The sequence below is a fragment of the Pseudodesulfovibrio cashew genome (assembly GCF_009762795.1).
GTDB lineage: Bacteria > Desulfobacterota > Desulfovibrionia > Desulfovibrionales > Desulfovibrionaceae > Pseudodesulfovibrio > Pseudodesulfovibrio cashew.
The window spans coordinates 1,667,442-1,688,547 of the sequence record NZ_CP046400.1; the positions used below are offsets into that span (position 1 = coordinate 1,667,442).

Genomic DNA, 21,106 nt, shown 5'->3' on the forward strand with positions numbered 1-21,106 from the left:
AAAATAACAGGAACTCCGTGCATGTCCCCTTCAAACAGTGTATGATAGGTGGCCGGTATGACGCAAATGCAGACGTATTACGATATAGCAAGCCGTTGCCCATGACGGGCAACCCGGAGGAAGACATGGCTGACATCCTCGACTGGACCAACGCGGCCCTGAACGATCTGGACATGAACGCCTACGCTGAGCGGGCTGATGAAATGGCCGGACGCCTGTCGGCGGAGACCTCGGCCGGGCGGCTGCCCTTCCTGACCATGCCCTACGAGGCCGGACTCAGGCGGGAACTCGAAGAGCTTAGGGAATATCTTCATGATTTCGAGCACATGCTGTTGCTCGGCATCGGTGGCTCGGCCTTGGGCGCGCGGGCGCTTCAGAGGGCGTTCTTTCCCCAGCAGGACCAGCCCGGGCACACGGGGCAGTCCCTGTGGATCGCCGACAATGTGGACGCCTACGCCCTGGAGGCCTATCTGGCCAAGCTCCCGCCAGAAAAGACCGTGGTCGTCACGGTCTCCAAGTCCGGCGGCACCATCGAGACGGTGGGCCAGTATTTCATTCTCAAGCAGTGGGCGCAGAAAAGCCTGGGCGATGCCTGGAGCGACCACATGCTTCTGGTCACCGACGCCAAGCAGGGCTTCTTGCGGGGTGAAGTGGAGCGTTACGGCATCAAGGCCCTGCCTGTTCCCGACAACCTCGGCGGGCGCTACTCGGTGCTTTCGGCCGTGGGCCTGATCCCGGCCCTGTTCCTGGGCATCGACGTGGAAGCGCTCCTGTCCGGGGCGCGCAAGGTGGCGGCCCCCCTGGCGCAGGACGACCTTACCGGCGAACAGCTGGCCGCGCATCCCGCGTTCCAGCTAGCCTGCTGGGGGGCGGCGCTGCAGGACAAAGGGTTTGATGAGATGATCTTTTTCGCCTATATCCCTCTCTGGGCCAGTTTCGGAGACTGGTTCGCCCAGCTCTGGGCCGAGTCCCTGGGCAAGGAGGGCAAGGGGAGCCAGCCTGTTCCGGCCACCGGCGTGACCGATCAGCACTCCGTGAACCAGATGTTCATGGACGGCATTCGCAACAAGGCGTGCCTCTTCCTGACCTGCCCGAACCTGCCGTCCGGGCCGAGATTCCCGGCGGACCTGCCGGACCAGTTCGGTTACGTCCGTGGCAAGGACTTCGGGAAACTCCTCCAGGCGGAAGGATTGGGCACGCGCATGGCCCTGGCCGCAAGCGGCGTGCCCCTGGTGGAAATCAGTCTGGGCGAAGACTCTCCCGAACAGGCAGGCAAGCTGATCGCGCTGCTGGGCGCGGCCACTATCCTGACCGGCTGGCTCATGGGCATCAACCCCCTGGATCAGCCCGCGGTGGAGCTCGGCAAACGACTTGCCAAGGCTCGCATGGACGCGGACGGGCTGGAAGAGGAGAAGGCCGACTTGGCCGCCTACCTTACGGCCGAAAGGGACATACGGGAGTTCTAACTCGTTGAGACAATTCAATGAAGGCGGCAGCAGGCCGCTCCAGTTCGTCAGGGTCATTTCCTGGACCCTGTTCGTCATCATCCTGGGCTTCAGCCTGCTGCTGTCGGTCTTCATCTCCAAATACGCGGAGCGGACCCTGCTGGAGAAGCAGAAGGAATTCGGCCTGTTGCTGGCGGAAAACGTCAGCCACCAGGTCTTCACCCGCTTCGTCATGCCTGCAGTCATGCAGTACGGCGGCATCAGCCTGCGCAACGAGGTCCAGTCCAAGGCCCTGGACGAAGTGGTTCGTTCAACCATTCATTCCTTTCACGTCACCTCCCTGCGCATTTACGATCAGAACGGCGTGATCACCTATTCCCTGGACAAGGACGAGATCGGCACCAAGGGCAACGCCCTGTACATGGTCACCCGCACCTGGAAGACCGAGGAATTTTCCTCCGAAATCCTGGCCAAGGTATCCAAGTTCGTCTCCCTGTTTCGTGTCCGGCTCAGTCCCGGGAACATGACCCTGCGCGCCTACTACCCGCTGCGCGCCGAGCGGAGTCTCACCGACATTTCCGAGAACCCGATCATGGGTATCCTGGAGTTCAAGCAGGACATCTCGGCGGACTTCATGGCCATGCTCAACTTCGAACGGTTGGTCATCGCCTTCTCCCTGGTCACCTCCCTGGTCCTCTTCTTCCTGGTGGTAGCCGTGCTGCGCAGGGCCGAGCGGCTCTCCAACAAGCAGCTCAAGGAGAAGGAACAGCTTCTCTTCGAGCTCCAGCAGCAGGAAAAGCTGGCGGGCATGGGCCGCATGGTAGCGGGCGTGGCCCACGAGATCCGCAATCCGCTGGGCATCATCAGCTCCAGCGCCGAGTTGGTCCTGAAGAAGGCTCGCAAGGAAGGCAGCTCCTACACTCGGCTCCTGGAGGCCGTGCATGAGGAGGCCAAGCGGCTGACGCGCACCGTGGCCGAGTTCCTGGACTACGCCCGGCCCAAGAAGCCGACCATGGCCGATGTGGACGTGGGCAGGCTCCTGGATCAGGTGGCCGTGTTCATGGAGCCCGAGTGCGAAAAGCTTGGCGTTACCATCCAACGCGACTACTCGGGAGACCTCTCGGCCAAGGGGGACAAGGACCTGCTCTACCGCGCCTTCTACAACCTGGTGGCCAACGGGCTCCAGGCCATAGCGCAGGCGGGGGTAAATGGCGGTCTGCTTGTCATCCGCGCCGTACGCGAGGAAGGGCGGTTGCATGTGCTCTTCCAGGATTCCGGCCCCGGCTTCCCCGCCGAACATATTGAAAAGGTCCGTGATCCCTTCTTCACCACCAAGGACTCGGGAACCGGTCTGGGGCTGGCTCTGGTCTCCACCATCCTCGAATCCCACGGCGTGGAGATGCACCTCTCCAATGCCGAAGAAGGCGGCGCACGGGTGGACATCCTTTTCCCGGAGGGCTAGAAACAAGCTATGTCGAAAGCGTGGATACAGGCCAAACACCCCGAGTTCGTCCGGGATCTGTTCAAGTTCTTCTGCCAGAGTTGCGAAGTGCTTGAGGAACAGTTTGCCGCCTTTGACGAGGACGGCTCGGTCCGGTTCGAGGTGCTCAAGGACATCGTGGGCAACGAAATGGACAAGGGGCTGCTGTGGCGGATGAAGGACACCGCGCACCACGTCTTCCGTAACGATCCGCACTCCCAGCTCGGCGGCATGTTTCTGGACTGGGCCATCGGCTACATTTTTCACGAGACCCTCAAGCTCAAGGAAGACGCCTACCAGAAGCAGAATTACGCGCCGTGGTTCCACAAGCTTTACGAAGAAGAACTCGACGGCAACGAGAAGGACGTCACCGGAGAACTTTTCCTGGTCCTCAACCAGACCGAGGAGTCCATGCGGCGTGAGATCGACCGCATCCGCTTCATCATGGCCAAGTGCCGGCAGCTCCTGCCATACTATCTCCACCGCTACAGCGCCAACGAACTGCTGGCGCGCTATATTTTCTCGGAAAACGAACTGGTTAGGTCCGTCTTTGCCGATGAATACGAGGGGCTGGTCAAGGCCATCTATGGCGACGAACCCGAGCGGTTATACCTTCTCGCCTGCCAATCCCTGCGCATGGGCGGCTGGATGGAGGAGGCCACCCGCGCCATCGGGCAGGCCATGGAGGTTAATCCAATGTCCAAAATAGTCTTGCAAGAAAAGAAAATGATTGATAATTGGGTGTCCAGAATCGAAACCTGAGCTGGCTGCTTTCAGGTCATACAAAAAGATTATCAATTCGAGGAGGCCATTAATGAAGAAGCTGATTTTACTCGCAATCGCCGCGTGCCTCGTGTTCGCCTGGGGTTGCTCCAAGAAAGTGAAGACCGAACCCGAAGTGGTCGTGGTCGAGGAAAAGGAAGTGATGGTCGAGGAAAAGGCTCCTGTGACCGATCCCATGCAGGTTTACAAGGCCGAATACGACGCCCTGCCTGTGTCCCACACCGTGACCAAGGGTGAATGTCTCTGGTGGATCGCCGAGTACAAGCATGTGTACAACGATCCTTTCATGTGGCCTCTCATCTACAAGGCCAACCGCGACCAGATCAAGAATCCCGATCTGATCTACCCCGGCCAGCAGTTTGAAGTGCCCCGCTACGGTTTCGACCTCGAAGAGGTCAAGGCCGCCCGCAAGGACGCTGGTGCCCCGTGGAAGGCTCTCGAGCCCGGCGAGGACGCCATGCTGCCTGCCGAGATGCGCGCTGCACTTGGGTATAGCTTCTAGCCTCGAAGAAAAGCATAAAAAAAGACCCTGTGGCTTTTGCCGCAGGGTCTTTTTTTATGCTTTTCTTCGAGAGTGCCGGCTTGCGATAGCGGGCCATCTGCGCCGCTGCCGGGCGCAATTTGATCCTCAACGTCGCAGGGCTACGCCTGCGGTCAAATTGTGCCCGTCGTCGACACAGCCGACCCACTCTCACAAGCCTCCCTGCGTGGTGGGGCTCGCATTGCTTCGCTCTGCACGCGCGGGCGGGGCTGGACACGGCCTCGGCCTTGTCGGCGCTAGGGGGAGGATTTTGGTCATTTGAAGATTTCGGCATCCCCTTGGGGGCTATGTGTCCATGGTTTATGTTCGCGAGGTCTGATTCTCTCGCTTCACGACGTCGGGTGCGTCAGATGGCCATGCGCTTTTTTCCTGCTGGTACCTGTGCGGTATGGGAACGGCCCCAATCGGCTTTTTATCCCCAAGCTGCAGTCGCCACAGCGGGTATTGCACACCGTCCATTTTCCCTCCCTTTCCTTCGCCTTTTCCCCGGCTGCCGGAGGCGTTGCCATCCGTTAGCTTTCCGGCCATGATGGGGCATGCCGCGTTTTCCTTCCAAAGAATCCGTCTCCATGACACCGCTTCCATTCTGGGGCGGGGTGGAAGTGTTGCGAGCGCGGTTCGTGACCCAGCGGTTCTCGAAGCACAGCCATGAGGGATACGCTCTGGGGTGCATCGAGGACGGGGCCATGCGCTTCAGGTATCGTGGAGAGAGCGTGGTCGCGCCCCGTGGGCAGGTCAATCTGGTGGTGCCGGGCGAGCCGCACGACGGGCACGGGGCTGACGAGAGCGGCTGGGCTTACCGCATGTTCTACCTCGATCCCGGCGCATTGCTGGAGGCGGCGGGCGGGCTGATGCGGCGTCCCGGAATGCCTCATTTTCGGGCGGGAGTCCTCGATGACCCGCAGTTGGCGGCGTGGGTGGATATGACACACCGTGCGTTGTCGAGTCCCGACGTCTCTTCCATGGAAAAGGAAACCCGGCTGCTGTGGCTGCTGACGCACTGGATTTCGCGGCATGCGGACGAGCGGGGAGAGTGGCCGAAGCGGAGCAATGAGCACGGGGCCGTGAATCGGGCGCGGGAGATTATCCGGGCGAGGTTCGGCGAGGACCTGCCGCTCGGAGAGCTGGCGCGGGAGGCCGGGCTGTCGCCTTTCCATCTGGTGCGGGTCTTCGAGAAACAGCTTGGCATGACCCCGCACGGCTACCTGACGCAGACCCGGGTGGAGCGGGCGCGGGAGCAGTTGTCCGGCAACGGGCGGCTGGCCGACATCGCGGCCGCGTGCGGGTTCTCGGACCAGGCGCACCTGACACGGCTTTTCAAGCGCCAGACAGGACTCACCCCCGGCAAATACCGCAAGATGCTTCAAAACAGCTAGCCGCCGATGGGACATGGTCGGGCCATGTCCAAACCGATCCTTCCTTATATATACCTGTCGCTGGCCATGATCATCGTGGGCAGCTCCGTGGTGGCGGGCAAGCTGATGGTTGCCGAACTGCCCGTGTTCCTGGCCTCGGCCCTGCGTTTCGCTCTGGCCCTGGTCCTGCTGCTTCCCATTCTTTACTGGCGCGAGGGCGGCCTGCCTCGCCTTTCCCGCCGTTCGTGGCTCCTGATGGGGGCGCAGTCCCTGTGCGGCTCGTTCCTGTTCACGGTCTTTCTGCTCTTCGGCCTCAGGTACACGGGCCCGGCCAGCGCGGGCGTCATCACCTCCACCACCCCGGCCTGCATGGGGCTCATGGCCTGGCTGTTCCTGGGCGACAGACCATCGGCAAAGACCGGGGCTGGTATAGGGCTGTCGGTGCTCGGCGTGGCCGCCATCAATGTGGCAGGGCAGGGCGGAACGGGCGGGACAACGCCGCTCGTGGGTAACGCACTGGTGCTCGGCGCAGTGGTCTTCGAATCCCTGTTTCTGCTCCTGCGCAAGACCGTGCCGGAGCCCGTCTCGCCGCTTGCCGTGTCCACGATCATCTCACTTTTCGGCCTGGCCTGGTTTCTGCCCGTGGGCGGTTGGGAGCTGTTTTTCACGGATCTGGGCGCGGTCTCGGCCACCGGCTGGTTTACGGTCATCTATTACGGTGCCTGCGTCACCGTGCTTGCCTATCTGTTCTGGTTTGCGGGCATCACCCGTGTTCAGGCCTCGGTAGCCGGAGTGTTCACGGCGATCATGCCTGTCTCGGCCCTTGTCCTGTCCATGCTCGTCCTGGGCGAACCCGTGGGCTGGCCTCAGCTGGCTGGATGCGGCTGCGTACTGGGCGGCATCGTGCTCATCTCCAGGGCGTGATCCGGTCCGGCTTTTCAAACTTCCGGTAGGGCATTTTTTTCACCCTCCATGCGACGAACCCTTGACGGGCAATGGTTTCCTACCCTGAAAAAACAGGGAAAAAATGTCCACTTACACCTTTATCCTCAAGATATGGGCTTAATATTTCTATACAATCTTAATTTGGCATGCATGATGCTGAAGAACCCGCAAATGGATTTGTGAAAAGAACAAGGAGGGTTCTGATGTCTTTAGTCATTAACCATAACCTCATGGCGATGAACGCCCAGAGAAACCTGTCCGACCACTATGGCCGGCTCGGTGTCTCCACCCGGCGTTTGTCCTCCGGCCTGCGTGTCGGCACGGCTGCCGACGATGCCGCCGGGCTGGCCATTCGCGAATTGATGCGTTCGGAAATCAGCTCCATGCACCAGGGCATCCGAAACGCCAACGACGCGATTTCCCTTATCCAGACCGCTGACGGCGCGTTGCAGGTCATCGATGAGAAGCTCATTCGCATGAAGGAACTGGCGATGCAGGCTTCCACCGGTACCTACAACTCGGATCAGCGGCTGATCATCGACTCGGAGTACCAGGCGATGTCTTCGGAAATCAACCGAATCGCAAACGCCACGGACTTCAACGGAATTTATCTCCTGAACGGCAACCTGTCCGGCGACCTGGGTTCGGCAAACAACCCGCACAACGGTCACGGCATCAACTCCACCGGTCCGCTGAAGATCCACTTCGGTACCGGCAACGACTCCAGCGAAGACTACTACTACGTTGCCATTCAGGGCGCGACAGCATCCGCCTTCGGCCTCGGCCATGCTGCGGCTATCAAGTCCGGCTCCAGCGCCGAGGCGCGTAACGCGGGTCGGGCCATTTCCACCCAGGCCCTTGCCCAGTCGGCCATGGCGGCGATCAACAATGCCATCATTTCCAAGGACAAGATCCGCGCCAACCTCGGCGCCATGCAGAACCGGCTGGAAAACACCATCACCAACCTGGAAATCCAGGCCGAGAACCTGCAGTCCGCCGAATCCCGCATCTCCGACGTCGATGTGGCGCAGGAAATGACGGAGTTTGTCCGCAACCAGATTCTCACTCAGTCCGCCGTGGCCATGCTGGCCCAGGCCAACTCCCTCCCGAGGATGGCCATGCAGCTCATCGGCGGCTAGCCGTAACACGCAAGACACGGCTGAAGACGATCAGAACCGGACCCGGTTGGGAAAAGGAATTTCCGCCGGGTCTGTTCTGATCGTTTTTTCTTGGCCTGCAGGGGGGGGATTGCTGCGTTGCTGCGCAAAAGCCGGACCCTCGCGTATGAAGAATACGCTTCGGTCCCGTCTTTTGCTTGCGCCTTGCACTCACCTCCCTGCAGGCCAAGAAAACCAGTCTAAGGGCCGGGGAAAGGCCGAGCCGACTTTTCCAAGCTCTTCATTGCCCCAAACAAATCTCTCATCGTTTTTGTGAAGCCATTTCAATGCAAAGGGGCAGATGCCCGCAGTCCCCAATACGGGGTAGGGCGGACACGCTCGTCCCGCAGGCCCCGCACGGAGCTGGCTTCCGCACGGCTCTGAGCGGAGCGAACATAAAAAGTTTAGGAGGGAAGAGGGGATGGGGGTCCGGGGGAAGGGGAGAGGGGAACCCTTTACAAAGGGGTCCCCTCTCCCCTTCCCCCGGCCGCCGGAGGCGCTTCTATTCTTCGCCGAGATGTTCGAGGGCGGCTCGGGCGGCGGTTTGTTCGGCGCGTTTCACGCTGGTGCCGCGCCCATGGAAGAGTTCGCCGGTGGGCAGGGTCACTTCCACGTCAAAGAGTTTGGCGTGGTCCGGGCCGTGGGTATCGGACAGCACGTAGACGGGCAGACTCTTGTTCCGATCCTGGGTGACTTCCTGCAGACGGCTCTTGTAGTCCTTGGCCTTGGCTTCCATCACCTCGTCCGGCCAGTGTTTTTCGCAGATTCGCAGGATGGCGTGCCGGGCGGTTTCGTAGCCCGCGTCCAGAAAGATTGCGCCGAAGACCGCCTCCATGGCGTCGGACAGGATGGAGTCCCGCTCGCGTCCTCCGTGCATATCTTCGCCCCGGCCCAGGCGGATGTGCTCGTGCAGGCCCAGTTCGCGGGCCATGGCGGCGAGGCTTGCCTCCCTGACCAGCCGGGAGCGGATGCGCGTGAGCTGGCCTTCGGGCAGATTCGGGAAGCGGGCGAAGGCCTCCTCCGAGATACTCAGCTCCAGAACGGCGTCGCCGAGGAACTCCAGGCGCTCGTTGTCCTTCTCCTCGCCATGCTCGTATGCATAGGTAGAATGTGTCAGCGCCGTTTCCAGGAGCTTGACTTGGGTAAACCTATGGTGGATACACTCTTGAAGGTCGTCGGTATCCATTCAGCCTCCGGTAAGTTATGCAATCGAACGCAAAATTCCACTCACTGCTCTGCCCGGACTCCATCGCCATTGTCGGCGCGTCACGGAATCCGGCCAAGCTTGGGCACGTGGTGGTTTCCAACCTGATCCGCTCTGGATACAAGGGGACCTTGTACCCCGTCAATCCTGCAGGGGGAGAAATCCTCGGCCTGTCCGTCATCCCGTCCATAGGCGAGTTGCCCTCGCCCCCGGACCTGGCCATCGTGGCCCTGCCGCGCGATCAGGTCCTGGACGCCATGCGCGAGCTGGAGACCGCCCAGGTTTCGGCCATCTGCGTGATTTCCGCCGGGTTCAGGGAGACCGGGCGCGACGGCTTCGAGCTGGAGATGAAAATGGCGGAGCTGGCCCGGCGGCGGAACATCACCCTGCTCGGACCCAACTCATTAGGGCTGGTCAACACTGCCTGCGGCATGGACGCCACCATTGCCCAGACCCTGCCCAGCAAGGGCTCCATCGCCTTTTTCTCCCAGTCGGGTGCGCTCTGTTCAGCTATCCTGGATTGGGCCGACGGCGAGAACATCGGCTTTTCCAAGTTTCTGAGCCTGGGCAACAAGGCCGGGGTGTCCGAGGCCGACGTGCTCGAGGCCCTGGGCGACGACCCGGAGACCAAGGTCATCATCGGCTACCTGGAATCCGTTGACGACGGCGACAAATTTTTGCGCGAGGCGCGTGTGGTCACGGGGAAAAAACCCGTGATCATGATCAAGGCGGGCACCACCCAGGCCGGCGCACGGGCCACTTCCAGCCACACCGGCTCCATGGCCGGCTCGCTGGTGGCGAGCACTGCGGCGTTCCGCCAGGCGGGCATCATCGAGGTCCACGACCTGGAGGCGCTCTTCGCCCTGGCCCGTTCCTTTTCCAGCCAGCCCCTGCCCGAAGGGCCGAACCTGACCGTGGTCACCAACTCGGGCGGCCCCGGCATCCTGGCGGCGGACGCCTGCGAGGCGGCGGGGCTGAACCTGGCCCGTCCCTCCCAGAAGACTCTGGATATCCTGAGCGAAGCACTGCCGCCGTTTGCGGCCATCTACAACCCCATCGACATCATCGGCGACGCCAAGGCCGACCGTTATCGCGTCACCCTCGAGGCCGTGGCGCAGGACGAGTTTACCGACGCCATCCTCGTGCTGCTGACGCCTACGGCGTCGGCGGAGATCGAGGAGACGGCCCAGGCGGTCATCGACGTGGCCGAGGGCTGCGACAAGCCTATTTTCGCCTGCTTCATGGGCGGGCAGCGCATCGGGCCCGGCCGGGACATGCTCATCAAGGCGGGCATCCCCTGCTACGGCTACCCAGAGCCCGCCATCGGCGCGGTCGAGGCCATGTATGCCCATTACCGCTGGCTGAATCGCCCCTACCCGGTGGAGGTCTGCTTCCGGCGCGACAAGGGACGCGCCGAGCGCATCATCGAAAAGGCCCACCGCATCGGCCTGGCCGAGCTGCCTTTCGAGGACGCCATGGAGATTGCCATGGCCTACGAGCTGCCCATCCCGGAGACACGGCTGGTGCGCACCAGCGACCAGGCCGTGCGCGCCGCCAAAAAGCTGGGCTACCCCGTGGCCCTGAAGGTGGTCTCCCCGCACCTGCGCAGCAAGAGCGACGTGGGCGGTGTGGCCCTGAACCTCAAGACCCCGCGCGAGCTGCGGGACGCCTGGATGGAGATCACCACTCGTTTCCAGCGCAAGCAGCCCGACGCCTATCTCGCCGGTTGTCTGGTTCAGACCATGGGGCCGCTCAAGGCGCGCGAGGTACTGGTCAAGTTCACCCAGGACCCGCAGTTCGGGCCGCTGGTTTCCTTTTCCCTGGCCGGGCCTTCGGCAGAGGTGCTCGGCGACGTGGCCTACCGGCTGGCCCCGCTGACGCTCCAGGACGCCCAGGATATCGTCCGTGAGATACGCAGCTTCCCGCTGTTGCGGGGCGCGCGCGGCGAGGAGCCGGTCAACCTGGCTGCCATCGAGGACATCCTGCTGTCCATGTCCCAGATGGCGACGGATTTTCCCGAGATCCGCGAGGCTGAACTCAGCCCCGTGCTGGTGGACGCCGAGGCGGCGTTGGTCACCGACCTTCGCTTGACCATAGGCTGAAATTTGAGCAAAGTTATGAGGATGGAAAGCGGTGCGCAGCCGCCCCGTCCGCGAGACAACCCCTGAAGGAGAGAGGCATGGCAGGTTTATACATCGGTTCGACCACCGGATACTCAGGCAAGAACATGATCGTCATGGGTATTGGCCTGCGGCTACAGAAGGAAGGCTTCAATGTCGCCTACATGAAGCCTGTCGGCGCCATGCCCATGGAAGTGGACGGCAAGCTGGGGGATGAGGACGCCGCCTTCGTGCAGGACGTGCTCGGCCTGGACGGCGACCCCGAGCAGGTTACCCCCGTGGTGGTCACCCAGGACTTCAAGGTCAAGGCCTTCACCGGCAAGGTGGAGGGGCTCCTGGACAAGATCGTGGACGGCTACAAGGCCCTCTCCGACTCCAAGGACGTCACCCTGGTGGCGGGGTCCGGCTCCATGTACTCCGGCAAGTACTGTGATACGGACGCCATCTCCGTGATCAAGAAGCTCGGCATCAAGGCCGTGGTCATCGACCGCTTCCAGAAAGAGCTCAAGTACGACTATCTGCTCATGATGAAGGAGCACCTGGGCGACCTGCTGGCCGGCGTGGTGCTCAACGACGTGCCTCCCCATTTCATGGACGAAATTTCCCAGCTCCTGGGGCCGGTCCTGGAGTCCAAGGGCGTCAAAATCCTGGGCGTCATCCCGCGCGATCCGCTCATGGGCGCCATCAAGGTGGGCGACCTGGCAGACCGGCTGGGCGGCAAGATCATCTCCGCCCACAACAAGGCCGAGCGCGTGGTCGAGTCGTTCCTCATCGGCACCATGCAGGTGGAGAACTTCATGACCCACTTCCGCAAGAAGAAGAACTCCGCCATCATCGTTGGCGGCGACCGCTCCGACGTCCAGCTCGTGGCCCTGGAGGGCGACTGCCCCTGCCTGGTCCTGACCGGCAACCTCTATCCCAACGACATCATCCTGACCCGTTCCGAGGTCCTGGAAACCCCGATCATCATGGTCCGCGAGGACACCTTCACCGTGGCCAAGAAGATGGACGACATCCTCTCCCGCCATAAGCTCCGCGACGCCATCAAGATCAAACAGGGCGCGGAACTGGTGGCGAACAACATCGACTTCCAGTACCTGAAGAAGGAGCTGGGGCTGAAGTAGCTTCTTAATACATTTCGACAACGCAAGGGGTCTCGAAAGAGGCCCCTTTTTTTGTTCCGAAAACGGTGTTGCGCCGATGGGGAACTTTAAGCGTTCGCCTTATTGCCCCAGTCGGACGCCGCAGGCGATCATCCCGCATGCGACCAGCTGGGCGACGGTCAGGGTCTCGCCCAGCAGGAGCCAGCCCGCCATGAGCGCTACGGGCGGCACCAGATTGATGGCCAGGGCCGCTTTGCCTGCGGGCATCAAGGTCAGGGCCATGTTATACAGGCCGAACGCACCAAGCGAAACGAACAGGCCGAGATAGGCCACGGCCACCCAGGCCTCGGTCGGGACCCGGACAAAGCCACCCGCGTCGTTCGCCAGAACCCACGGCAGGAAGAAGATTGCTCCGGCCACGCACTGCATGCCGGTCAGCCACCATGTGGGATAACGTGCCGAGAGCCGTTTCATGACGACCATATAGGCCGCCGCGCTGACCATGGCTCCCACCTCCAGGAGGTTGCCCAAGGCGGGATGGGGCGCGGTCTTGCCGGCGCCGCCCGTAAGGGAGAGCCACACGACGCCGCACATGGAGACGGCCAGGCCGAGCATGCCGTCCCGCGAGAGAGGTTCCTTGAGCGCCGCCCAGGCCCCGACCGCCACCAGTAGGGGGACCAGCGCGGAGATCATCCCTGCCTGGGAGGAGGTGGTCAGGCTGATGGCGTATCCCTCCAGCAGGAAATAGAGACACGGCTGCATGAGGCAGAGGAAGGCCAGGATCTTCCAGTCGCCCCGTTTGTATCGTGGTGCGGGAATCCGGCTGTGCATGATCGACACCAGCAGCGAGGCAAGGGCCATTCGCAGCCATATGGCGGTCATGGGCGTGAACCCGGACAGGGCCGCCTTGGTGGCTACGAACGATGTGCCCCAGAGCAGCACTGCTCCCGCCAGGCACAGCGGGCCGAGCAGGCCTCCCGAGCCAGCGCGGACGGCTGGAGAGGCGTCCTTGGTCATCTTGCCGGATTGAAGGCCGAGCGCAGCACGAACCCCAGGTTCTTCGGGTTTTCTCCCACGCGGCGGATGGAGTAGGGGAACCAGTCCCGGCCAAAGGGCAGGTAGAGGCGCAGGGCCACGCCTTGCTCCACCAGCTCCCGCTGGTAGTCCGGGCGCACGCCCAGCAGCATCTCCACTTCCCATTGGTCGTTTTCCCAGCCGTTCTCCCGGGCCACGTGACGGGCAAAGGAGACCATGGCATGGTCGTGGGTGCCGAAGACCGGATATACGCCGCGCTCCCTGGCCTTGGGTGAGAGCAGGGTGACGATGGCTTTCCGGTAAGCGTCGTCCCGCTCGCGCCTGCCGGTCACTGCCTTGGAGCGGGGCTCGGCGAACGCGCCCTTGACCAGCCGGACCATGGCCCCGGACTCCACGAGCCGCGCCAGGTCGTCCTGTGTGCGGTGCAGGTAGGCCTGGACGGTCACGGCCACGGGCAGCCCCTGGTCGCGCAGGTGGTGGTAGAGACTTAGTGTGGGGTCCGTAACCGAGGCATCCTCCATGTCGAGCATGAGGGCGTTCCGGCCTTTCCCGGCGTTGTCCGCAACGGCCTTGGCCAGGGCGAGGGCGTTGTCGCGGCACTCGTCCCAGGAGCGCATGGCCCCGGCCTGGGTCGGGTCCACCGAGATGTGGACGTCCAGCCCGGTCTCGCCGAGCCCGTCGGCGCAGCGGGCCAGCCGGTCCACCGTGGCCCGGATCTCTGCCGGGTCGTCCACATATTCGCCAAGGTAGAACAGGGACGCCGTGATCCCGGCGGTTTTCAGTTCCTGCGCTCGGGCCAGGCCGCCGATCACGTCCTCGCCTCCCACGAAGCGGCGGGCAAACCCGGCCATGCGGGGCGAGCCCTGCATCCAGGCGGTCACGCGACCGCTCCGGGCCAGTCCGATCATCATCTTCTGCCACAACAGCATGGGGTCCTCCTTTGTCTGGAGCCCCCTGCCTACGGAACGCGGCGGACGATGTCTGGTATGAAATTGCGGAAATGCGGGATCAGTTTCCGGTTTCTTCGGCCTGCTGGTATTGTTTGGGGGTGGCTCCTGTGTGCTGCTTGAACACGCGGGTGAAGTGGGACTGGTCCACGAACCCGGCCTCGGCGGCGGCTTCGCTGATGGAGCGTCCGGCGGCCAGCAGCCGCTTGCCCATGTCCACGCGAAGCTGGGTCTGGTAGGCGTGGGGCGGCAGCCCGGTCCGCTCCCGAAAGACGCGCAGCAGATGGTAGCGGCTCAGGTGCGCTCTCTCGGCCAGCTCGTCGAGGCTGACCTTTTCGCTCAACTGGGCGGACAGGTGCACGGCGGCGAGCTGCACGGCCAGGTCGGCGTTGGTCGGGTCGCCTTTCTCTTCCTGTTTCGGCGGCTCGAGCAGGGCATGGCGCAGGAGCAGATCGGCCAGCGCCTGGAAGAGCAGGCTCTCCTTCTCCAGTCGGCCCGCGCCTTCGGCCACTGCGTTAAACAGCGCCAGCCACGTTGCGGTGAGGTCCGGGTCGTCCACAACGGGGTCGGGAAAGGCCGGGGCCGTGACCCTGCGCCCGAATACCTCGGTGCCCACGTTCTCAAGCTGTTCAGCGTCCACGTAAAACATTCGGTAGGTCAGGCCCTGGTCGGAGTCCGGGTTGCAGGCGTGCACCGCGCCGGGGCCGATGAGCGCGATCTGCCCGGCCCGTGCCGCGTGTTCGGCTCCGTCCAGAAGGAAGACCGTGCTCCCGCCCTCGATCAGGCCGATGGAGTAGGCCGGGTGGGTGTGCTTGCGGAACGCTTCGTCGTTGTAGCTGGAATAGCGGAATTCCACGCCCGGCAGATCCGGGTCCCTCCAGAAGCGCACGTCGTTGCTGTCCTGTGTCTTGCTCATGACCGGACCCTACCGCTGCCCGGAAGGCTGCGTCAACCGGCTTTGCCTTGCGCACTCCGTCTTAAAAGACTGTATCCCGGAGCGGGAACCGGGTATGCTCCCCGAGTGAGCCCGTCCATGACAGATACGACCGACCTGACCACGCGTCCCATCCCCGAGGTGATCCGCCAGGTGGCGGTGCCCGCCTCGGTGGGGTATTTCTTCCACACCATGTTCAATGTGGTGGACACCTGGTGGGCCGGGCGAATCGACACCGAGGCCGTGGCCGCGCTGTCCCTGTCCCTGCCTGTCTATTTCATCATCACTTCCCTGGCCAGCGGCATCGGCACGGGCTCCACCGCGCTCATGGGCGCGGCCCTGGGGGGAAGGGATCGGGATCGGGCTTCGCTGGTGGCCGTGCAGATGCTCGGTTTCGGCGTGTTCGTGTCCGCGCTCCTGGCCTGGTTCGGGCTGACCTTTTCCCCGGCCATCTTCAGTTGGCTCGGGGCAGAGGGCAGGTATCTGGACACCTGCCTGGCCTATATGAACCCCATCTTCGCCTGCAACTTCACCACGGTCTTTCTCTACCTGTTCAACGCCATCCTCCAGTCCCAGGGCGATACCAAATCCTTCCGCAACGTACTGGTGTTCACCGCGTTGCTTAACGTGGCCCTGGACCCGTGGTTCGTGTTGGGCGGTTTCGGCCTGCCCGCCATGGGGCTGGCCGGGGTGGCCTGGGCCACCGTGGCGCTTCAGGCCTGCGGTGTGGTCTATCTCGGCTTCAAGGCGCGGCGGACCGGGCTGATGTGCACCGGGGGCGGGCGCAACCTCATCCCCCACCCGCGCATCTACGCGGAGATCGCACACCAGGGCTTCCCCGCGGCCCTCAATTTCATGACCATCGCCCTGGGCTTCTTCGTCATCTTCCGCTTCGTCTCGCGCTTCGGACCCGAGGCGAGCGCGGCGTACGGCATCGCCACCCGCATCGACCAGATCGTGCTCCTGCCGACCATCGGCCTGAACGTGGCCTCTCTGACCATCACCGCCCAGAACTACGGTGCGGGACGGATGAACCGCATCCGCGAAGCCATGGGCAAGAACCTCAAGTACGGCGCGATGCTGCTCCTTCCGCTGTCGCTGCCCATCCTGCTCTTTGCCGCCCCGCTCATGTCCATCTTCACTTCCGACCAGGCCGCCATCGCCATCGGGGCGGAGTACCTGCGCATCGACGCCTTTACCCTGTACGGCTACGTGGTGATCATGGTCTCCACCTCGGTGCTCCAGGGCATGAAACGGCCCCTGTTCGCCATCTGGCTGGGAGCCTCCCGCCAGGTGGTCGCGCCGTGGCTGTTCTTCACCGTGTTCTGCACCTGGCTTGGCTACGGCACTATCGCCATCTGGCTCTCCATCTTCGTTATCGTCTGGGTTTCGGCCCTGGTGGCCTACCGGTTCGCGCGCGGGACGTTGCGGCGGATGGCGTGACCCTGGCTCGTCCGGCCGGGAAGGGCGGGGCAAAGCCCTCGACGAACCCGCCCCGGGCGTGCTACTGAACCGCAAAAAAGAAGGGGGCTCACCGGTTTCTTTCTTTTTCTCCGCCCGGCACCCTGACTGCGTTGGTCAAGGCCATTTCCCACCGGGCGGTTTTTTTCCTCCAGTGATCAGGGAGATAGCATTATGGAAAAGTATCAGAAGCAGGCCCTTCAGGTCGCCAAGGAAGTGGTGATCAAGTTTATCGAGGTGGGGCGCATTTCCCCCAATAATTTCGGGCAGAATTTCGACGTGATTTACAAGGACGTCATCCGCACCATCTCCGGCGAGACCGCCGGGGACGGTTCGCGCGAGGCCGAACCGGCGGAACAGGGCGAATGATGACGAAGCCCGAGTGCCGGTCCGCCACGGGAGCGTCCACCCACGCCGAGCACGGCAAGCGGGTGGCCGCCATGTTCGGCCGCATCGCCGGTTGGTACGATTTTCTCAACCACGCCCTCTCCGGGGGCCAGGACATCTACTGGCGTTATCGGCTGGCCAAGGCTGCCCGTCCCGCGTCCGGGGAGACCCTTCTGGACCTGGCCGCCGGGACCATGGACGTGTCCGTGGAGTTGCTCCGGCAGTACCCGGACTGCAAGGTCGCGGCCCTGGATTTCGCTCTGCCCATGCTGGAGAACGGAAAGGCCAAGAAGCTGAAGGGTGGTCGTGAGGACGCCATTTTCCCGGTTCAGGCAGACGGGCGGGCCCTGCCGCTGCCCGACGAGTCCATGGGCGCTGCCACCATCGCCTTCGGCATCCGCAACATCCTGCCGCGCGAGGACGCCTACAGGGAGTTCTTCCGCGTGCTCAAGCCGGGCGCGCGCCTCTGCATCCTGGAGTTCGGCACCGGCTCCAAGCGGGTCTGGAAGGGCGTATACAATTTTTATCTGGACAAGCTGCTGCCGTTCATCGGCGACCGCATCTCCGGCGACCCGGGCGCGTACCGTTATTTGGCGGAAACCATCAAGACGTTTCCTGATGAGCGGGCCCTGGCCAGGGAGATGGTCGACGCTGGGTTCGAGCGCGTTTATCACGTGCCCATGATGTCCGGTATCGTCTACCTGCACGTGGGCGAAAAGCCCGCAGCCGGGGAATAGGGGGAGCGGTCCCGTGCAGGGAGGCTAATCCCTGGCGCTGCCGTAGTCGTAGCGGAGCTACGGCGAGGATTGGTTTGCGGCCGGCAATGACGCGATTACCACGCTATCGACAACCCGACCGTTATAAGGCTAAAGATTGGCCGAAGGATATGACGAGGAGGCCAAGGATAATGGCCGCCAGTCCGATGAAACGCAGGAATTTCGGCGGTTGTTCCGCCAGCTTGACGAGCATGAGCGGCATGCGTTCGGCAAAGAGGAAATAGGGAACGCCCTCGAAGACCAGGGCCAGACCTATGGCTGAAAAAAGCAGGGACCAGTCGATGTTCATACGGTACTGATAGCCGGGAACCCCGACGGTGTCCACCTGACTTAATAACGATAGCGAAGAGTGGTATAATGATTACATTCGAACAACTGAAAATGAAACAGGACGCCGTGGCCGTGGTCGGCCTCGGCTACGTGGGACTCCCTCTGGCCGTCGCCCTGGCCGAACACTTCAAGGTGCTGGGCGTGGACGTGTCGGCCAAACGCGTGGAAGAGTTGAAGAAACGTATCGACCGCACCGGCGAGGTTGATTTCGCCACGGTGCCCGAAGACATTGATCTGACCTTCACGGCGGAGATTGCGGACCTGAAAAAGGCCCGGATGGTGATCGTGGCCGTGCCCACGCCCATTGACGAGTACCGTTCGCCGGACCTGACACCCGTGATCGGGGCCAGCACTTCGGTGGGCGCGAACCTTCAGCCCGGCAGCGTGGTCTGCTACGAGTCCACGGTGTTTCCCGGCCTGACCGAGGACATCTGCGTGCCGATCCTGGAGAAGGAATCGGGCCTGACCTGCGGCAAGGATTTCTGGGTGGGGTATTCGCCCGAGCGCATCAACCCCGGCGACAAGGTCCACCGGCTGGAGACCATCATCAAGGTGGTGGCCGGACAGGACAAGGCTTCCGGCGAACTGCTGAACGCGGTGTACGGCACCGTGGTCACCGCCGGGACGCACCTGGCCCCGGACATTCGCACGGCGGAAGCGGCCAAGGTCATCGAGAACACCCAGCGCGACCTGAACATCGCGCTGATGAACGAACTGGCCATGATCTTCGAGCGGCTGGGCATCGACACCCTGGACGTGCTCGAGGCGGCGGGCACCAAGTGGAATTTCCTGCCGTTTCGGCCCGGCCTTGTGGGCGGCCACTGCATCGGCGTGGACCCGTACTACCTGACTTTCAAGGCCGAGGCCGAAGGGTTTCATCCCCACGTGATCCTGGCCGGGCGCGAGATCAACGACGGCATGGGCAAGCACATAGCCGAGTCCACGGTCAAGCGGATGATCAAGAACGACCGCAAGGTCAAGGACGCCCGCGTGGGCGTGCTCGGCGTGACCTTCAAGGAGAACGTCCCGGACCTGCGCAACACCCGGGTGGTGGACATTTTGGCCGAACTCGCCGATTACGGCGTCAAGACTCTGGTCCACGATCCCATGGCCGACCCCGAGGAAGCGCTGGAGGAATTGGGCGTCAAGCTGTGTTCCCTGGATGAATTCCGGGATTTGGACGCGCTCATTCTGGCCGTGTCCCATGAGCAGTACCGAACGCTGCCTCTTGCCGAGATCAAGCCCTGGTTCAGCGATCCGGATTCGGCGCTGGTCATTGACGTGAAGTGCTTCTTCGACCGCGCTGAAGTGGCGGCCGCAGGCATCGATCACTGGCGGCTGTAGGTAATACTGATGATCGTCTTCGTTACGGCCACCGCCAAGGAGATGCGCTCCGCCTTCGGGGGGAGCGCGCCTGCCGTGGAGCAGGGTGAGACCCGCGAGTTTTCGTTTCGGGGGCGTTCCTTGCTGCTGGCCGTTTCGGGTGTGGGACTGGTCAATGCGGCCTTGGCCGCGGGCCGGTTGCTGGATCTGCCCCGCGTGGAAGGGATGGTCAACGTCGGCATTGCCGGAGCCTACGACGTGGAGGCGTTTCCTCTGGGAACCACCGCCTATGCCTGGCGCGAGGCGTGGCCGGAATACGGTCTGCTGGACGAGGAGGGGCGGGTCGATCCCAAGGCCATCGGCTTTCCTCAGGGCAAGGCGGGCAAGCAGCTTGTCTGGAACCGGGTCAAACTTCAGCCGGTGCGTGACGCCGGGGCCATGGGGCTGCATCTGGGCGAGTTGTGGAACCGGGCGTCGGCCCTTTCCGTGGGTTCCGTGACAGGCTCGGCGGACCGCGCCGGGTGGCTCAAGACCGCCTTTTCCGGCGATATCGAAAACATGGAAGGGTTCGCCTTCGGCTATGCCTGCCAGAGCACCGGCGTGCCGTTTCTGGAGGTGCGGACCATCTCCAACATGGTTGGTTCCCGCCTTGACGGAGACTGGGACCTCAAGGGCGCGCTGGGCTCCCTTGAAGAAGCGGTCGAAACCCTTTTCTCAGGCGCGTAGTTTGCTTTACTACCGGGCCGCAATCTGACACTATACCGGGATATGAACGACTTGCTTCGCTATTTCCAACGGGAACTCCCCGCCATCAACGATTTTCTCGACGCCGAAGCCGACCTGTTGAACGGTCTGGTCCGGGACGTCGCCAAACATATCATCGGCTCGGGGGGCAAGCGCATTCGGCCCATGTTGACCCTGCTGTTCGCCCGTTCCCTGGGCTACGGCAAGGACGACTATCTTGCCATCGCCTGCGCCCTGGAGCTGCTCCACTCGGCCACCCTGCTGCATGACGACTTCCTGGACGACGCGGAGTTGCGTCGCGGCAAGGTCGCATCGCACCTGAAGTTCGGGCGCACCGAGACCATCCTGGCCGGCGACGCGTTGCTCGCCCTGGCCAACGAGATGGGCGCGCGCTACGGCAACGCACGTCTTTCCTGGTTGCTGGCCAGGGGGATCATGGAGACCGCCGTGGGTGAGATCGAGGAGATCGAGTTTTCCAAGAAACCGTCACTGGACCGGGAACGGTACATGCGGATCATCATCGGCAAGACCGCAAGGCTGATCGAGTGTGCCTGCCGCTGCGGTGCGGCCCTGGCCGGGGCCACCCCCGAGCAGGAGGACGCTGCGGGCGAATACGGACTCAACCTCGGCATCGCCTTCCAGTTGGTGGACGACGCCCTGGATTACGCCTCGCCCACCAGCGAGACCGGCAAGCCAGAGGGCGGCGACCTGAGGGAGGGCAAGGTGACCCTGCCCCTGATCCTGCTCATGGAAGATGGCGACGAGGCGGGCCGTGAGAGTCTGCTCGAAGGGTTGCAGGACGGTTCCCTGACCGCCAGCCAGTGCGAAGCCGTGCTGGAGCAGGTCCGAGAGGGACGCTACTCGGAGAAGACCCGTGACGAAGCCTCTGCCTACGTGGAAAAGGCCAAGGCGTGTCTGGACGGATTCCCTCCGGGCGAGGAACTGACCGTCCTCAAGCAGGCCGCGGATTTCGTACTGACCAGAACCAAGTAATTTCAGGCCGGGCCCGCTGGGGCCCGGCCTTTCGCATTTGATA

General features: G+C 62.9%; 20 protein-coding genes. 15 read left to right on the forward strand and 5 right to left on the reverse strand.

Going from position 1 to position 21,106, the window contains the following annotated elements:
- Positions 1-125: 125 nt before the first annotated feature.
- From GM415_RS07470 to GM415_RS07500, 7 genes are all read left to right on the forward strand, one after another.
- Positions 126-1,466, forward strand: coding sequence for a glucose-6-phosphate isomerase (locus GM415_RS07470; protein WP_158947194.1), 1,341 nt, complete (start codon positions 126-128; stop codon positions 1,464-1,466).
- A gap of 4 nt (positions 1,467-1,470) precedes the next feature.
- The gene (locus GM415_RS07475) at positions 1,471-2,907 is read left to right on the forward strand and encodes an ATP-binding protein (RefSeq protein ID WP_158947195.1); all 1,437 of its coding nucleotides are present in this window, start codon (positions 1,471-1,473) and stop codon (positions 2,905-2,907) included.
- A gap of 9 nt (positions 2,908-2,916) precedes the next feature.
- A complete protein-coding gene (locus tag GM415_RS07480; RefSeq protein ID WP_158947196.1) occupies positions 2,917-3,687 on the forward strand; it encodes a hypothetical protein in 771 nt (256 codons plus the stop codon).
- 52 nt (positions 3,688-3,739) lie between these two features.
- Positions 3,740-4,210, forward strand: a complete 471-nt coding sequence (locus GM415_RS07485; RefSeq protein ID WP_158947197.1) for a LysM peptidoglycan-binding domain-containing protein — start codon at positions 3,740-3,742, stop codon at positions 4,208-4,210.
- Positions 4,211-4,818: 608 nt separating this feature from the next.
- Positions 4,819-5,625, forward strand: coding sequence for an AraC family transcriptional regulator (locus tag GM415_RS07490; RefSeq protein WP_158947198.1), 807 nt, complete (start codon positions 4,819-4,821; stop codon positions 5,623-5,625).
- 24 nt (positions 5,626-5,649) lie between these two features.
- Positions 5,650-6,528, forward strand: a complete 879-nt coding sequence (locus tag GM415_RS07495) for a DMT family transporter (protein WP_158947199.1) — start codon at positions 5,650-5,652, stop codon at positions 6,526-6,528.
- 224 nt (positions 6,529-6,752) lie between these two features.
- Positions 6,753-7,688 (forward strand): flagellin N-terminal helical domain-containing protein, encoded by a 936-nt coding sequence (locus tag GM415_RS07500; protein WP_158947200.1) that lies wholly within the window; start codon positions 6,753-6,755, stop codon positions 7,686-7,688.
- A gap of 520 nt (positions 7,689-8,208) precedes the next feature.
- On the opposite strand, the gene rnc is transcribed toward GM415_RS07500, so the two are convergent.
- Positions 8,209-8,892, reverse strand: coding sequence for a ribonuclease III (gene rnc / locus GM415_RS07505; RefSeq protein WP_158947201.1), 684 nt, complete (start codon positions 8,890-8,892; stop codon positions 8,209-8,211).
- Positions 8,893-8,909: 17 nt separating this feature from the next.
- Here rnc and GM415_RS07510 point away from each other — a divergent pair, with 17 nt between their 5' ends.
- The gene (locus GM415_RS07510; RefSeq protein WP_158947202.1) at positions 8,910-11,012 is read left to right on the forward strand and encodes an acetate--CoA ligase family protein; all 2,103 of its coding nucleotides are present in this window, start codon (positions 8,910-8,912) and stop codon (positions 11,010-11,012) included.
- 77 nt (positions 11,013-11,089) lie between these two features.
- The gene (locus GM415_RS07515) at positions 11,090-12,154 is read left to right on the forward strand and encodes a phosphotransacetylase family protein (protein WP_158947203.1); all 1,065 of its coding nucleotides are present in this window, start codon (positions 11,090-11,092) and stop codon (positions 12,152-12,154) included.
- 99 nt (positions 12,155-12,253) lie between these two features.
- On the opposite strand, the gene GM415_RS07520 is transcribed toward GM415_RS07515, so the two are convergent.
- From GM415_RS07520 to GM415_RS07530, 3 genes are all read right to left on the reverse strand, one after another.
- Complete coding sequence (locus tag GM415_RS07520; RefSeq protein ID WP_158947204.1) at positions 12,254-13,150, reverse strand: DMT family transporter; 897 nt, start codon at positions 13,148-13,150, stop codon at positions 12,254-12,256.
- Positions 13,147-14,097 carry a proline dehydrogenase family protein gene (locus tag GM415_RS07525; protein WP_158947205.1) on the reverse strand — a complete coding sequence of 317 codons (951 nt, stop codon included), beginning with the start codon at positions 14,095-14,097 and terminating at the stop codon, positions 13,147-13,149. The genes GM415_RS07520 and GM415_RS07525 overlap by 4 nt, the downstream gene beginning before the upstream one ends.
- 79 nt (positions 14,098-14,176) lie before the next feature.
- Positions 14,177-15,031 (reverse strand): helix-turn-helix domain-containing protein, encoded by an 855-nt coding sequence (locus tag GM415_RS07530; protein WP_158947206.1) that lies wholly within the window; start codon positions 15,029-15,031, stop codon positions 14,177-14,179.
- A 117-nt stretch (positions 15,032-15,148) separates the two neighbouring features.
- Between GM415_RS07530 and GM415_RS07535 the strand changes: the two genes are divergently transcribed.
- The 3 genes from GM415_RS07535 to GM415_RS07545 all read left to right on the forward strand — a co-directional run bounded on the left by GM415_RS07535 (position 15,149) and on the right by GM415_RS07545 (position 17,634).
- Positions 15,149-16,492, forward strand: a complete 1,344-nt coding sequence (locus GM415_RS07535; protein WP_158947207.1) for an MATE family efflux transporter — start codon at positions 15,149-15,151, stop codon at positions 16,490-16,492.
- Positions 16,493-16,684: 192 nt separating this feature from the next.
- Positions 16,685-16,879 (forward strand): hypothetical protein, encoded by a 195-nt coding sequence (locus GM415_RS07540; RefSeq protein WP_158947208.1) that lies wholly within the window; start codon positions 16,685-16,687, stop codon positions 16,877-16,879.
- The gene (locus GM415_RS07545) at positions 16,879-17,634 is read left to right on the forward strand and encodes a ubiquinone/menaquinone biosynthesis methyltransferase (RefSeq protein ID WP_158950819.1); all 756 of its coding nucleotides are present in this window, start codon (positions 16,879-16,881) and stop codon (positions 17,632-17,634) included. Before GM415_RS07540 ends, GM415_RS07545 begins: the two co-directional genes overlap by 1 nt.
- A gap of 121 nt (positions 17,635-17,755) precedes the next feature.
- On the opposite strand, the gene GM415_RS07550 is transcribed toward GM415_RS07545, so the two are convergent.
- Positions 17,756-17,962: a DUF2065 domain-containing protein gene (locus GM415_RS07550; RefSeq protein WP_158947209.1), complete on the reverse strand. Its 207-nt coding sequence runs from the start codon at positions 17,960-17,962 to the stop codon at positions 17,756-17,758.
- A gap of 68 nt (positions 17,963-18,030) precedes the next feature.
- Here GM415_RS07550 and GM415_RS07555 point away from each other — a divergent pair, with 68 nt between their 5' ends.
- From GM415_RS07555 to GM415_RS07565, 3 genes are read left to right on the forward strand one after another with little or no spacing between them, the layout of a single operon-like run.
- Positions 18,031-19,347: a nucleotide sugar dehydrogenase gene (locus tag GM415_RS07555; RefSeq protein WP_158947210.1), complete on the forward strand. Its 1,317-nt coding sequence runs from the start codon at positions 18,031-18,033 to the stop codon at positions 19,345-19,347.
- A 9-nt stretch (positions 19,348-19,356) separates the two neighbouring features.
- Positions 19,357-20,052 (forward strand): futalosine hydrolase, encoded by a 696-nt coding sequence (gene mqnB / locus GM415_RS07560; RefSeq protein WP_158947211.1) that lies wholly within the window; start codon positions 19,357-19,359, stop codon positions 20,050-20,052.
- 42 nt (positions 20,053-20,094) lie between these two features.
- Positions 20,095-21,063 (forward strand): polyprenyl synthetase family protein, encoded by a 969-nt coding sequence (locus tag GM415_RS07565; protein ID WP_158947212.1) that lies wholly within the window; start codon positions 20,095-20,097, stop codon positions 21,061-21,063.
- The last annotated feature ends 43 nt before the right edge of the window (positions 21,064-21,106 follow it).

Bases quoted from the DNA above. Each gene is read 5' to 3' on its own strand.
- GM415_RS07480 (WP_158947196.1), top strand. From the start codon at position 2,917: ATGTCGAAAGCGTGGATACAGGCCAAACACCCCGAGTTCGTCCGGGAT.
- GM415_RS07530 (WP_158947206.1), bottom strand. From the start codon at position 15,031: ATGAGCAAGACACAGGACAGCAACGACGTGCGCTTCTGGAGGGACCCG.
- GM415_RS07495 (WP_158947199.1), top strand. From the start codon at position 5,650: ATGTCCAAACCGATCCTTCCTTATATATACCTGTCGCTGGCCATGATC.
- GM415_RS07520 (WP_158947204.1), bottom strand. From the start codon at position 13,150: ATGACCAAGGACGCCTCTCCAGCCGTCCGCGCTGGCTCGGGAGGCCTG.
- GM415_RS07500 (WP_158947200.1), top strand. From the start codon at position 6,753: ATGTCTTTAGTCATTAACCATAACCTCATGGCGATGAACGCCCAGAGA.
- GM415_RS07490 (WP_158947198.1), top strand. From the start codon at position 4,819: ATGACACCGCTTCCATTCTGGGGCGGGGTGGAAGTGTTGCGAGCGCGG.
- GM415_RS07535 (WP_158947207.1), top strand. From the start codon at position 15,149: ATGACAGATACGACCGACCTGACCACGCGTCCCATCCCCGAGGTGATC.
- GM415_RS07485 (WP_158947197.1), top strand. From the start codon at position 3,740: ATGAAGAAGCTGATTTTACTCGCAATCGCCGCGTGCCTCGTGTTCGCC.
- GM415_RS07540 (WP_158947208.1), top strand. From the start codon at position 16,685: ATGGAAAAGTATCAGAAGCAGGCCCTTCAGGTCGCCAAGGAAGTGGTG.
- GM415_RS07510 (WP_158947202.1), top strand. From the start codon at position 8,910: ATGCAATCGAACGCAAAATTCCACTCACTGCTCTGCCCGGACTCCATC.
- GM415_RS07565 (WP_158947212.1), top strand. From the start codon at position 20,095: ATGAACGACTTGCTTCGCTATTTCCAACGGGAACTCCCCGCCATCAAC.
- GM415_RS07515 (WP_158947203.1), top strand. From the start codon at position 11,090: ATGGCAGGTTTATACATCGGTTCGACCACCGGATACTCAGGCAAGAAC.
- GM415_RS07525 (WP_158947205.1), bottom strand. From the start codon at position 14,097: ATGCTGTTGTGGCAGAAGATGATGATCGGACTGGCCCGGAGCGGTCGC.
- mqnB (WP_158947211.1), top strand. From the start codon at position 19,357: ATGATCGTCTTCGTTACGGCCACCGCCAAGGAGATGCGCTCCGCCTTC.
- GM415_RS07550 (WP_158947209.1), bottom strand. From the start codon at position 17,962: ATGAACATCGACTGGTCCCTGCTTTTTTCAGCCATAGGTCTGGCCCTG.
- rnc (WP_158947201.1), bottom strand. From the start codon at position 8,892: ATGGATACCGACGACCTTCAAGAGTGTATCCACCATAGGTTTACCCAA.
- GM415_RS07545 (WP_158950819.1), top strand. From the start codon at position 16,879: ATGACGAAGCCCGAGTGCCGGTCCGCCACGGGAGCGTCCACCCACGCC.
- GM415_RS07555 (WP_158947210.1), top strand. From the start codon at position 18,031: ATGATTACATTCGAACAACTGAAAATGAAACAGGACGCCGTGGCCGTG.
- GM415_RS07470 (WP_158947194.1), top strand. From the start codon at position 126: ATGGCTGACATCCTCGACTGGACCAACGCGGCCCTGAACGATCTGGAC.